Annotated in this window: 12 protein-coding genes and 2 pseudogenes; 1 reads left to right on the top strand and 13 read right to left on the bottom strand. The window is 37.1% G+C overall.

What is annotated here, in order from left to right:
- The first annotated feature begins 247 nt into the window (after positions 1-247).
- Positions 248-1,099 (top strand): MurR/RpiR family transcriptional regulator, encoded by an 852-nt coding sequence (locus OVN21_RS02115; protein ID WP_267247073.1) that lies wholly within the window; start codon positions 248-250, stop codon positions 1,097-1,099.
- Positions 1,100-1,340: 241 nt separating this feature from the next.
- On the opposite strand, the gene OVN21_RS02110 is transcribed toward OVN21_RS02115, so the two are convergent.
- From OVN21_RS02110 to OVN21_RS02050, 13 genes and pseudogenes are all read right to left on the bottom strand, one after another.
- Entirely contained in the window at positions 1,341-1,811 is a 471-nt protein-coding gene (locus OVN21_RS02110; protein WP_267247072.1) for a GNAT family N-acetyltransferase, read from the bottom strand.
- 402 nt (positions 1,812-2,213) lie between these two features.
- A complete protein-coding gene (locus OVN21_RS02105) occupies positions 2,214-3,098 on the bottom strand; it encodes an ROK family protein (RefSeq protein ID WP_267247071.1) in 885 nt (294 codons plus the stop codon).
- A gap of 17 nt (positions 3,099-3,115) precedes the next feature.
- A complete protein-coding gene (locus OVN21_RS02100) occupies positions 3,116-4,033 on the bottom strand; it encodes a dihydrodipicolinate synthase family protein (protein ID WP_267247070.1) in 918 nt (305 codons plus the stop codon).
- Between the two features lie 68 nt (positions 4,034-4,101).
- Positions 4,102-5,205: a Gfo/Idh/MocA family protein gene (locus OVN21_RS02095; protein ID WP_000241736.1), complete on the bottom strand. Its 1,104-nt coding sequence runs from the start codon at positions 5,203-5,205 to the stop codon at positions 4,102-4,104.
- A gap of 12 nt (positions 5,206-5,217) precedes the next feature.
- Positions 5,218-7,311: a neuraminidase NanB gene (gene nanB / locus OVN21_RS02090; protein ID WP_267247069.1), complete on the bottom strand. Its 2,094-nt coding sequence runs from the start codon at positions 7,309-7,311 to the stop codon at positions 5,218-5,220.
- Positions 7,312-7,327: 16 nt separating this feature from the next.
- Positions 7,328-8,161, bottom strand: coding sequence for a carbohydrate ABC transporter permease (locus tag OVN21_RS02085; protein ID WP_138336665.1), 834 nt, complete (start codon positions 8,159-8,161; stop codon positions 7,328-7,330).
- Positions 8,161-9,045 (bottom strand): carbohydrate ABC transporter permease, encoded by an 885-nt coding sequence (locus tag OVN21_RS02080; RefSeq protein WP_050073359.1) that lies wholly within the window; start codon positions 9,043-9,045, stop codon positions 8,161-8,163. The genes OVN21_RS02085 and OVN21_RS02080 overlap by 1 nt, the downstream gene beginning before the upstream one ends.
- A gap of 78 nt (positions 9,046-9,123) precedes the next feature.
- A complete protein-coding gene (locus OVN21_RS02075) occupies positions 9,124-10,461 on the bottom strand; it encodes an ABC transporter substrate-binding protein (protein WP_267247068.1) in 1,338 nt (445 codons plus the stop codon).
- 18 nt (positions 10,462-10,479) lie between these two features.
- Positions 10,480-10,932, bottom strand: a complete 453-nt coding sequence (locus OVN21_RS02070; protein ID WP_267247067.1) for a YhcH/YjgK/YiaL family protein — start codon at positions 10,930-10,932, stop codon at positions 10,480-10,482.
- A 77-nt stretch (positions 10,933-11,009) separates the two neighbouring features.
- A pseudogene (locus OVN21_RS02065) lies at positions 11,010-11,087 on the bottom strand (N-acetylmannosamine-6-phosphate 2-epimerase); the annotation flags it as partial.
- Between the two features lie 141 nt (positions 11,088-11,228).
- Positions 11,229-11,873: a YesL family protein gene (locus OVN21_RS02060; RefSeq protein ID WP_267247066.1), complete on the bottom strand. Its 645-nt coding sequence runs from the start codon at positions 11,871-11,873 to the stop codon at positions 11,229-11,231.
- A gap of 426 nt (positions 11,874-12,299) precedes the next feature.
- Positions 12,300-12,643, bottom strand: a pseudogene (locus OVN21_RS02055) (hypothetical protein).
- Positions 12,644-12,957: 314 nt separating this feature from the next.
- On the bottom strand, positions 12,958-13,410 hold the full coding sequence (locus OVN21_RS02050; RefSeq protein ID WP_267247065.1) for a YhcH/YjgK/YiaL family protein: 453 nt from the start codon (positions 13,408-13,410) through the stop codon (positions 12,958-12,960).
- Between the last annotated feature and the right edge of the window lie 307 nt (positions 13,411-13,717).

Raw genomic sequence — 13,717 nt, 5'->3', positions numbered from 1 at the left:
GCTCTTTTCTAGAAAAATTTCCGATTTTCACCTTCATTTACATATAAAATAATAAAGCAAACAGGTGAAGCTCAGTACTTTTTATTGTATCATATTTTACGGAGGAACTCTTGGAAAAATCGAAGCATTTTTTGACTTTCAACTGAACATGCCTTTTTATTTGGTTATCCTAACTTCTATGATATAATGATAGTAATAGCTAGGAAAGCGTTAACTTTTAAGACTTTGACTTATAAAAAGGAGCCTCATGAACAAGCTAGACATCGCAACCATAATCGACCTCCATTTTGAAGAATTAACCGAGCTTGAGCAAGAAATCGCTCACTATTTTTTGCAAGCTGAAACGATCCAAGATGATCTTTCTTCTCAGCAAGTCACCCAGAAATTGCATATCTCCCAAGCAGCGCTTACCCGCTTTGCTAAAAAGTGTGGTTTTACAGGCTACCGAGAATTCGTCTTTCAATACCAGCATCAGGCTAGTAAACAGGACACTCATTCGTACAAACATAGTCCTTTGACCAAACGTGTTTTGCGAAGCTACAGTATCATGCGAGAGCAAACGCAGGATTTGATTGACGAAGAACAACTGGAACGAGTCGCCCAGTTAATCGAAGATGCTGAGCGTGTCTACTTCTTCGGAACAGGCAGTTCCGGTCTCGTCGCTCGTGAAATGAAATTGCGTTTCATGCGTCTGGGTGTGGTCTGTGAAACTTTGACTGATCGAGATGGCTTTGCATGGACGACCAGCATCATGGATGAAAATTGTCTCGTACTCGGTTTCTCACTTTCTGGTACAACTCCCTCTATTTTAGACAGTCTATTAGACGCGAAAGAGATGGGGGCGAAAACTGTACTCTTTACAAGTGTTCCCAATAAAGATAGTCAAGCCTATACAGAGACTGTTCTTGTTGCCAGTCACAACCAGCCTTTCTACATTCAACGAATATCTGCTCAAATTCCTATGCTCTTCTTTATAGATTTGATTTATGCCTACTTTTTGGAAATCAATCGCGATAGCAAGGAAAAAATCTTTAACAGTTATTGGGAAAATAAAAAGCTCAACGGCTATCGTATACAAAAACGCGTTAGAAAATCCTAGTTTGGCTGAGCCAAACTAGGATTGTTTTGTTATGAAATAGACAAAAACCTCCTAGGTGGTCTCTCCAATTTTTCTCTTTGCGCCAATGCTTTTTTATCTATTTTTTTCAATTCTTCCATAAATTCTCCTTTCCGTTTTTGAATTTTTGACAACAAAAAAGGAAGTATCACTATTTGCTTTTACTCCCTCTCTATCATTTTATTTAATTGTTTTACTTCGACAAACTTAGATTTGCCAGAAACTAAAGTTTGCAAATCATGACATAGTCATCTTTATTTTCACGAACAACTTCAAAACCAACTTTTTTATACATACTCACTGCATAGTTTATTTTTTGAACAGATAATGAAACTTGCTTATATTTTCTATCTTTCAAGGTCAAAAGAATTTGTTTCATAAGTTCAGTTCCAATTCCCAAATTCCTATATTCCTTGAGAAGAGAAATGGAAAGAGAGGGTGTTGTGTCATCAACATGACCATAATCATTTATGATACGAGTCCATACAGCTCCTACTACCTTTCCATCAAAATCCGCCACATAACATACATCATCTTTCTTGCCAAAATCAGCAACATATATTTGTAAATCGGGATGTTCTATAATATCTTTGGACGGTGCTTGTACTCCTTCAGGAATAAAAATAGCCTCATATAGAAAAGTATCCAATAAATTGATTTCATTCTGCTTTAATTCTCTAATCACATAATCCATGATGGCCTCCGGTTTATATTCTGTAAATTTATTATTTTATAAATCTGTAGAAATTCCACACATACTATACATCCATACTTTTTGAGTTGATTCTACTACTTCTAATTTGTCAATTTCTCGTCCATCTCATTATATCACTTTTTCTTCTTGGCTTGGGTTTAGTATTTGGAAACAAAGTAGAGAGTTTGCACAATCTTCTAAGGCTATCTTAAAGGGAATCTCCTCTCATATATTTTTCGATGGTAGGAATTCTGCTCCTATCCTACTTTTTTTGTAATTCTCTTTGTCTTTCCGCTAGTTTTCATATACTGGACAGTTTTTCTATCGTCAAAAAAAGAATTAAGCAAAACAGCTTTCACTCAAGTAGTGATTAAGTGTTTTTCTTAATTCTATAGTTCCAAACTAAGATTGTTTTGTTTTGAAATGGTAATAGGCTCCCAACATCCCTGCTGTATTTTGGTGATGGGCAAATTCTAATCGTGTTTTTTCAGCTAGACTTGGTACCAAGGCCGCCTTCAAGGCTGCGCGGATCTTAGGCTTGAGGATAGCCTCTTGCCCCATGATACCGCCACCGAGAATGACCACTTCTGGATTGGCCACATAGCAAATATTTGCCAGACCTTTTCCTAGATAGTCTACCATACGGTCAATACCTGCCATACAGATTTTATTTCCTTCAGTAGATTCCTTAAAAATGCGTCGGCCATTCCACTGATCAACTGGATCGCCATGAGCTGCTGCTACATATTCTACCAAGGCTGTCGTAGAGGCGAGATCCTGGAAAGCTCCATCCTGCATGTGCATATAACCAACTTCGCAGGCTGAATTGCTAAATCCATGGAAGACCTTCCCATCCATAATCAAGCAACCACCGATACCTGTTCCAATGGTCAAGCATAGAGTGACACTCGCTCCCTTACCTGAACCAGAAACTGCTTCAGCAAGACCTGCACAGTTGACATCATTTTCAATCTCACAAGGAATAGTAAAGCTAGTCTCGATTTCCTTTTTGAACTGAGTGCCTGCGTAGTTAGGGATTTGAGGGCCAGCATAGAAAATCTCACCCTTGTCAGGATCCACCATCCCAGCAGAAGAAATGGCAACACCTGCTACTGGGCCTTTTTCTAAATAGCTGGCTACAATATCTTTGGTCTTTTGTAAGATATGAGGTCCACCCTTATGCGCCTCTGTTGGCATTTCATGCGATTCAACAAGTTGGCCTTCTTGGTCGATCAAGCCATATTTGATGTTGGTTCCACCGATATCAATTGCAACGTAGTGTGTCATAAATACCTCCTTATGGATTAGAGGAAGCGCTCCTTGGTTTCACGAATCAAGGCTGCAGCTGCTTCTACAACTGGACGATCGTCTTCAGTCACTGGTGTCAATGGCGAACGAACAGAACCAATGTTCAGACCTTCATTGATTTTCAAGACTTCCTTAATCACACCATACATATTCCCGTGAGCAGCAGTCAATTTCCCAATAATCTCATTGATAACGTATTGTAATTCACGTGCTGTTTCCAAGTCTTTGTCAGCAATCAACTGATTGAGTTTCAAGAAGAGTTCTGGCATAGCACCGTAAGTACCACCAATACCAGCTTTGGCACCCATGAGACGGCCACCTAGGAATTGTTCATCTGGACCATTAAAGACGATGTGGTCTTCCCCACCAAGGCTGACAAAGGTTTGGATATCTTGAACTGGCATAGAAGAGTTCTTAACACCGATAACACGTGGATTTTTCAACATTTCAGTATAAAGGCTTGGAGTCAAAGCAACCCCTGCTAACTGAGGAATGTTGTAAATCACGTAGTCTGTGTTTGGAGCTGCAGAACTGATATCGTTCCAGTATTTGGCAACTGAGTACTCAGGCAAGCGGAAGTAAATCGGCGGAATTGTCGCAATGGCATCTACACCCAAACTTTCCGCATGGCGAGCAAGTTCCATACTGTCCTTGGTATTGTTGCAAGCAACATGGACAATAATAGTTAATTTACCTTTGGCAACTGCCATGACTTCTTCCAAAATCAGCTTGCGGTCCTCTACGCTTTGGTAGATACATTCACCAGAAGAACCATTGACATAGAGACCTTGAACACCTTTATCAATGAAGTATTGAACCAAGGCACGTGTGCGCTCTGAACTTACTTCTCCTTGATCATCATAACATGCGTAGAAGGCTGGAATGACACCTTCGTATTTTTTTAAATCTGACATAGATTTTCTCCTAACTTATTTCCGAAATGAGGGGAGAAAATAAGTTTTTCATCCCCTTTCCATTATGTTTATTTTACAATTTCTGACAATTTTACTTTGCGATCTTCAAACATAGATTGGGTACAAGCATCTGCAGTAGCAATTGCTTCTAGAGCAGCTTCACCTGTCAATAGTTTGGCAAATTCTTCTGATACTGGAGCTCCTTGCATAATCTCATGCAAATAGCGCATTTCTTTATCAATGACAGATGATAGCCATAATGGAGTACGTTTACCTGGTTTACCATAAGCAATTGCTCCATCCATCTCTGTACTATGATAGATACGAGTACGGTCATCATCTTCTTCTTGCGATTCATGAATCAAGAAATAACTTTCTTGCCCATCTAGCTTAAGAGTTCCTTTACAGTTGAATAAGTCTAAGCGGATAGCACCTTTTGTCCCTTGAATCAAGACATAATGTTCACCCCAACGATAAGCTGAACCCCATTCTAACAAGGCAAAACGTTTATTAGAAAATTCCATATTGACAAAAATCATATCATCTTCATCACCGAAATTTTCACCTTCATGAGCTACATTACCACCTGTCATGGTTACAGTTTCAGGCATTCCACCCATAAGGAATTGTACACAATCCAATTCATGGATGTGGTGATACAAGTGACCACCTGATTTTTCACGAATTTTTTTCCATGATACTGACGGTTGTTGTTCTTCCCAACCATTACGAGCAGTGTGACAATATAGAACGTCTCCGATGACTCCTTGATTAATCAATTCTTTTGCATGATGGACACCATTAAAGAAGTTCATAATATGTCCTGCCATAAAGGTTACATTGTTTTCTTTACAAGCATCTACCATCTCACGACAATCTTGATAAGAAAGTGCAATTGGTTTTTCACAGAAAACATTTTTGCCATGTTGTGCAGCCTTAATAACTGGCTCTTTATGAAGATTATTTGGAGTTGCGACGATGACACAATCTACTTCATCGCTAGAAACCAACTCATCTAAGGAGCTTGCTACTTTTGCTCCCAATTCTTCTGCAATTGCCTCTGCATTGTCTGGATCATAGAGAAGAGTAATCTCTGCTCCATCATTCTTTTGCATATAACGAGCCAACTCAGCTCCAAAATATCCTGTTCCAACAACACCGTATTTAACCATATTTTTTCTCCTTTATTTTGTTAAATCATTAATTTCCAAATCTATATACTGAACTACATTACTTAAATGCAATTCATTTCTCGACCATGAATCATATTTTTCAAATAATACACCTATGTGATGATTTGGCAATTCTGTAATCGCAGAATAGGCATAACCATACGAAGGCAAATCAATATCATAGTGGTATTTCCAATCAATACTATCATCTTCCTTATTGACTAAACCGACAACTAATTGACCTCCCTTACGGCCATTTCTAGAATTTGGTGTACTCAAAATGACTGCTTCTTTTCCATCAATTAATTGAGAGTATTTAATTGCAGATACTTGTGTACCATATGAAGTTTGTTGGATTCCATCAATATACAAAACTTCCGACCATGTTTCCCCAGAATCTCTACTAGTCATATAAGCTATCTTACCTGTAGTAGTTCTAAAGAATGTTCTAATCACACCATCTCTCAGTTCAACCATTTGTGCTTCTGCTGTTGCATTCTTAAACGGAATTGGAGCCGAAGATTTCTTCCATGTTTGACCACTATCATCAGAAATGAGATAGGTTAGTTCTCCACTAGTATATGTTGCAAAAATCAATCTGTTACTTGATTTTAATGCTAAACCTTGTCCGGGACATAAGTAAGTTCCGTTATGTTTTTCTCCTAAGAACGGAGGCAACAACTTAAATTGTTCCCAACTCTCTCCTCTATTCTGACTAGTTGTCATTGCTATATAATTAGTAGGAGTCACTTTAAATAACGAATCTTTGTAGAAAACATTCATAGGAATCTGTTTCCCATTATGCCTTTCTCTTAAAGAGCCACTATCAAAATCAACCGAATATTGTTCGACTGTTAAAGGCTTTCCTCCCTCCAAAACTTCATACTTATCATTTATAGTATAATTTATAGGTTTATTAGTCGTTTCATCGTAAACGACACCATTTTCTCTCACTGTATAACGGAAATCGTTATCTCCATTCTTCTTTAGTTTTAAATAATAATGACCATTTATTTCTTTAAAACCTGAGTCGGCTTTATTTGCATTATTATTTCCAATACCCGCCGGCATAACATCAGCTAGTAATATCGTTTTCCCAGATTTTTTATCTTCAACAATGGATGAATCTATGAATGAAGCACTTCCACTAATTTGACTATTCTTTAATTTATTATCTCGTGACCAGTAAACTAACTGCTCCTCATAGTCATTAAACTTCATAGCAAAAATTGGCTCACTCCACGTTTTCCCATTATCATCACTATAAGAAGTGGCAATATTAATCTTACTTTTAGAATCATGAGTCCCACCATAACGTGCATCAATACTTGATAGAACTCTTCCACTACTTAATGTATATAGTGTCGGTATTCTAAAATAGTTAGCTTGAGTAGAATCTCCTGATTGGAAAATTAACTGAAATGGATTTGACAAGGGAATAGTTGAAACTTCCTGATCACTAATTGCTTTATTAAATAGACTGATTTCATCAATACTTCCTTTTGCGAGGTAATGTTCCTTACCTTCACGATTAACAGCTCCTAGTGTTGCCTTATCTATACCATTTATATTTGAAATTGGCAAAAATGTATCAACTGTTTCAGAGAACACTTCTATTCCATTAACATACATTGTGTATGTTTTATCTTTAGAATCAGATACAAATACTAGTGTAGTTTCAACTGCCTGTCCTTTATGCTTTCCCCATAATGAAGCTGGTCTAGAAAATAAATAATTTATTCCCTTTTGGGCGTCTCTTATTTCTACACCTATCTCACCAGAATCTCTCATGAAAATTGAAAAGTAATTATTTTTAAAGCCTGCTTTACTATTAGATAGGCCAAACAAAGCTTGAAGCGAGTTTGGTTTATCTGCTTTAAATTTCATTACTACTGTCTGACTCTCTCCAGACAATTTATCTAATAACAAAGGGCTGATATCTATACTCTTATTGTTCAATTGATATGAACCTCCTTGAAAAATAGGAGATATGGACAGTTGACCATAGTTTAATTCATTCGCATGAATCAAAGTGGGGACTCCCATTAAAAGACTAATGCCTACAACAGAAATTCCTAGTTTTGAATAAAGACCTCTCTTATTCATTTTTTCCTTCTTTCGTCTACTTCACAGATCCTTCTGACAATCCACTTGCAATTTTATTTTGGATGATAGAGAAGAAAATGATTGATGGAAGAACCACAATAACAGATGCCGCCATCATATCTCCCCAGTCTAAAATTTCTGAACCGTTAAGTGATCGAAGGGCTACTGCTACTGTCATCTTTCCTGTATTGTTAATCAAAATCAAGGCATACAAGAATTCATTCCAAGCATTGATAAATGTATAAATAGCTGTTGCTACAATACCTGGTGCTACAATCGGTAGTACAATTTTGTAAAAAGTCACAAATTTATTAGCGCCATCAATTCGAGCTGCTTCTTCAATTCCAATCGGAACTGTTTGGAAAAATCCAACTAAAAGCCAAACCGCATATGGAACACTAAAAGATAGATAAACCATCATCAAGCCAAATAAACTATTTGTTAATCCAACTTTAGCAATGGCAATTGAATATGGAATTGCTAACAAAATTGGTGGGAAAATGTAGGTAATGACGAGTAGTCTCGACATAATCGCTCCCAATTTAGGGAAGAATCGAACAATACCATAGGCTGCCATAGCAGAAATAATAATCGCAATAACGGTTGTAGCTAAGGCAATGATTAAACTGTTTCGAATGTTATCAATAAAGTGCAAATCGTTGATAACATGAGTGAAATAATCCAATGTAAATTGTTCAGGCCAAAATCGTGTTGGATACTGAGTTAATTCCCCTTTACCCTTGACAGAAGATATGATAATCCATACCAATGGGAAAATTGCAACGATTGTCGCACCAATCAAGAGTACATGTGAGAGAATATCTAAATAAATACTGGATTTCTTCTTCATTATTTTCTACCCTCCTTTTCCCACTTACTGATGATAGCAAAGTAGATAAAGCAAATTGCTACCAAGAAGATAAAGAGCAATACTGTAACTGCTGAAGCACGACCCAACAATTTAGTTCCCCAACCTAGGTTATAAGCAAAAATTGGAAGCGTCGTTGTAGCATTGGCTGGTCCACCACCAGTAATTAGGTAGATGATATCAAAGTTATTAAAGATCCATACAGTTCTCAAAACAACTAGAAGTCCTACAACCACTTTAATATGCGGAAAGACGATAAACTTAAACACCTGCCAACTTGAAGCACCGTCTATCTTAGCAGCCTCAAATTGTTCTTCTGGTACTGTTTGTAAAGCTGAAAGTACATTAACCATAATCATCGGTGCTCCAAACCAAATGTTGATAAACACCAAACATAGGAATGCCCATGTACTATCTGTCAAAAATGCAGGTGTATGATCCATTAAACCTAATTTTACGATTAGATTAGGTAAGTAGCCATAAACCCCGTTTAGAATCCACTGCCAAGAGAAGGCAATAACGATGGTAGGAAATGCCCAAGGAACAATCAATAAGGTCCTATATAATTTCTTGAAGTGGCGTACTCTGTGAAGAGCTAAAGCCAATACAAACCCTACTAAAACTTGACCAACTAATGAGAAAATGGTCCACTTAATTGAATTAAAGAACGCATTAAAGAAGTTGGGATCTGATAGCACAGCTTTATAGTTAGCTAAACCAACAAATTTATAATTGGGCATAATCAAATGCTTATTGGTAAAGCTATAAAAAATACTCGAGAAAAACGGATAAACAAAGAGTAATCCTACGATAATCATAGCTGGCAAAACAAATATCCAGCGAGTTAAATTACGTTCTTTAACCATTCTCCTTCTCCCTTCTTTTACAAGATTGGGCTAGGGCTTTTCAGCTCACTAGCCCACCTATTTTCTAGTCTTTTACATCTACTGAGCAGCCTCAAATAAATCGTTTAATTGTTTTTCTGCTTCTTTTGCTGCTTTCATAGGATCTGTTCCATTTGAAATGATATCTTGGAACATTTGTTCAATAATGTGTTGGTTAGTCAACATACCAGCTTGTACACTTGGTCCATTTTCATAACCAATAGCAGTACCTTTTTTAACAGCTTCAGTAATCACTTCTTCAGCATGTTTAAATTTCTTACGAGTTTCATTTTCTTTATAGGCTGCAGAATCGCTGATACCACTAATAGTTGGTAACATACCTACTGGAGTTGAATCAAGGAATTTAACATAGTCTTCTTCATTATAAAGTGATTCTAAGAATGCCTTAGCAACTTCTGGATGTTTTGAATTTTTCCAAACAACCATTGGAATGTTTGAGGTCTCAATTCCTTGGTCTTTATCAGATTCTTTGATCTTTGGAATAGGATAAGCATCAATTGAATCAATCAATTGAGGACTGTTGGCATTAATTCCTCCAATATGGAATCCAGAGTTAAAGTCAAATGCTGTTTTTCCTTGATAGAACAAGGTAGCTTGTTGAAGGACATTAAAGTTCAAAGAATCTTGAGGTGAGATTTCTTTGTACAATTTAACCCAGTATTTAATACCATCTTGAGCAAGTTGGCTTGTCAAATCTGCTTTAAGATCTTTTGTTAAGAGGCTACCGCCACCACTACGTACGTAGAAGTTCAAGAAGCGTGTTGCCATTAAGTCATTTGTTCCGAACGGAACAGACAATCCATAAACTCCAGCTTCTTTCAATTTTTTAGAAGCTTCATAGAGTTGATCCCAAGTTTTAGGAACCTCAATATTATGTTCTTTTAATAAATCAGTTCTAACCCACATAACTTGTGCATGTGAATAAAGAGGAACAGAGTAGTAATCATCTCCGATTTTCGCTTCATTTAAGGCAGTTGTGTTAAATTTATCCTGTCCAATACGCTTGATAGAATCATTTAGCGGAACCAAAGCATCTGAGTTGACCATTTCCATTACTTGGTTAGGAAGAGCTGTACTGATATCTGGCACATTGCCATTTGCTAAACCTGTAGTCCATTTAGTATAGAAGTCATTCCAAGAAAATGTTTCAATCTTGATTTTCGTTTTTGGATGCTTTTGCATGAAAGCATCTGCTGATTTTTGAATACTTTCTAAACGTGGTCCTTGAGTAAAGGAGTGCCACATTGTAATCTCACCAGATAATTCTGTCGGTGGTTCAGTACTAGTTGTAGCTTCTTTTTTTCCTGAACAAGCTACCAAGGCAACGGCTGCTAGCGCAACTCCAGCTAGACATAAAAACTTTCTCATTTTTTTCATTGTTATCCCCTTTCTACATTAAGAAATCGCAACTTTAAAGACAACTTTTTTCACAGGTTCATCATTTATACGAACCTTGGGTTGATGTAAATCTTCTGGAAAAGTGATGAGGCATTCGCCAGCTCTCAAATGAACCAACTGTTCCACTTTCCCTGTGTATAATTCAATATCCTTCTCTTCATCATACTCTTGGATAACGCTTACATTTTCCGGCGACGTAACAGCCATGGCTTCTTCGTTTTCCAAAACTAAATGAATATCCAAATATTTTTGGTGGGTTTCAAAGAAGGCCCCTGCTTGACCATCTGCTAGATAAGTAAAGCAATTCCCAAACAATCGATCTCCATCGATCTCAATCGGACCTTCTGTCAAATTTTCTAGTCCTGTTTTTTCTAGAAAATCTATTAATGTTGCAAAATGTGGATTTACTCCCACATAAGTTTCTAAACGACTAATTTTAGTAATAATCATACTCAATCCTCCTTTCTTTATTTTTTATTTAAGACCAGCAAGGGAATGACTCCTCCCGCTTCTGTATAGAGCGGTTAGTGAGGAAGGGCCTGACAAGAAACGATGATTCCATCTTTGATTTGTTCAATCAAGGCTTCTTTAGTAATCTGTGGCAGCCTCTTCCCCCTTTCTTTGTTCTTATGGGTTTATTATATATTATTTATTAAGCGCTTTCAATAGGTTGTGGTAGAATAGATTTCATTTTTAAACGTATTTTATAGAACAGCTATTTCTAAAAGTAGTTTCAGAGGGTCATCCTATTGATATTTTGCGAAAATTTTCTCCATCAATCCAGTCTGGATAAAGACCAATAGTCCAAACCCAAAAAGTAGGAAGGCTGAGCCACCTAAGAGTAGACTGAAAGCGGACAGATAAAGAACCATCACAATGAGGACAAGAATAACTAACATGAGGAAGAACCAAAGAAAGTTAAAACTTGCCAAGATAAGCCCTTTTTGTAACACTTCTTTCCAAGTCAAATCATAACGCGCAGCGATTGGATAGCTAGCCAACATCACGATAGTAAGGAAGATAAGAATCCCTAGACAAATAACTTTCACCATTTGGAAAGGCATAGCTGTCTGCCCCCAAAAGAGATAGAGGTCTAAAAGACTCAGCAAAACAATACCCAACTCGAGCAGACCTAACTGAAGACCTAGTTTCAGATTTTGCTTGAAAGCTCTCAGATAGATTTTAAAAACAGGCACCCGTCTGCTTCTCTTAATCTCAAACATGGTTTCATAGAGGCTGATTTTAGCCACTCCAATCGTCACGATTGGCAAACAAGAGACGACAAAAAGAAGATTGGCTGTGACGATATCCAAGACTTTCTCACTGAAACGCATGAGAAAGTTGTCTGTATCAAATGCTGCCTTGATAAGGCTTACTCCTTTTTGTGCCATATTTACTCCTCCATCATTTTTCTTTGTAATACTTCTTCGAAAATCTCTTCAAACCACGCCAGCGTCCATCTGCAACCTCAAAACAGTGTTTTGAGCAACCTGCGGCTAGCTTCCTAGTTTGCTCTTTGATTTTCATTGAGTATAAACTGTTTTCTTTTTTGTCAGTAAAGCTTTCATAAGTCCCTACCATGAACAAATCTATTTTTTCTTTTTTCTTTTGGACTTTTTCCTATTTTTATCTATGGACATATAATCTATATATACCCCAGACAGCGAAGCAATTAAAATAGTACTCCAAGTATGCTCATTAAATTCATCTAGCCCTCCACGGACTATCATTGCAAGCACTGTCCAAGCTAACATATTCAATAAAAAAATACAAAGTGCTTTTAATAAAAAAATACAAAGTGCTTTCATTCTCGCATTTTAAAAGTTTATACGACCATTGTTAGGAATTTTATCATGTGCATCCCAAGCTGCAGCAATATTGTAGGCAAAATTACCATATACATCAGCTGCGAGCACAGCTATTCGTAAAATCTTCCAGAAATCTTGGTCAATAATCCTACTCTTGCTGCCGCAGTTGCAGCTGCCCTACTTAAGATCGAGCGCGCCATACTAATACCATACTTAACTGCATAAGTGCCTAATTTTATGTATCTACCAATCAATCCATTCACAATGCCATTAATTATCCAGGACATCTCATCAACTGTAATTCCCTGTCCATCTAAGAAACTAGCTCTTGCAGCATACTTAGAAGATACCATTTCTAGCAATTCAATTTTACGCTCATCTGATATGTCTGGATAGGCTCCTTTGCTATCTTCCACCAGATCCTTAATTTCTTGTTCAGTTAGCAAATAATTTTGCATCTATTCGATCCATTTCTGACTGTATAGTTTGGATATTCGAAACTTCATTCGCATACACAATTGAAGGTAAAATATTACTCATTAGCAATAAACACACTGACAATAAGACACCAATTTTTAAATATTTTATTCTCATTTCTCTACCTCACAAAGATAAATTTCATGGTAGAGAATTATTAAAGCTTTACAAAAAACAGTTCATATTATTTTCAATCAATCAAAATTTTAAAGAGATATTTGCGAACCTTTTCTTCCATCCCTGCGTAGCCATTTGGCTGGCGAGGTTCTCCTGGGAAGAAAATCGCAAAATTGTGATAATCCAACAAGAGTGGGTATTTTTCATGACAATGGACAAAACCAATGTCGCTCGCTTCGTCGAATGCTACCGCTTCATCTTTGATACGTGAACCGTAGCTCGAACATTCATGTCCTTCTACCAGCAAATGCAAATCTGCATAGTTCTTATGATGCTCAAATTGATCATTTTCAGCTTGATTAAGGACATTTTCCTGCACAACTAGAAAGACCTTGTCCCCGTCAATCTCATACTTACCGAGTTCGAAAGAATCCTTACGGTGCTGATAGAGATAGTCGATAGCCTTGTCTAGATTGGGATGAATCCCTTTGTAAAAGGTGATGTTTTTCAAATCGTCAAAAATCATACTCTTTTCTTCGTTTCTGATAGTTACTATTTTTCAGTTCCGATTTATCCTTTCTCTATTTCCATGTAACAGTGCGGACGGAAGTAAATTCCTTCAGAATTTCATTCCTAATTTTTGAGCCTTTCGCTCTTTCATCGTCAGTCTCAAAAATTCCGTCTAAGATAAGCATAAGTTGCTATCTTAGATACCACTAAAGCGGGAAATAGTTACCATAAAACGAACCTACTCTAACTAGTATCATGAAAAGAGTTCATTCTTAAGTTTATAAGTGTCTGACAAAACTTCACGAAGTAACTGCACACTCTCC

The organism is Streptococcus sp. Marseille-Q5986 (assembly GCF_946902915.1).
In the GTDB taxonomy this organism is placed as follows: domain Bacteria; phylum Bacillota; class Bacilli; order Lactobacillales; family Streptococcaceae; genus Streptococcus.
This window is presented reverse-complemented; position numbering and strand designations above follow the sequence as displayed.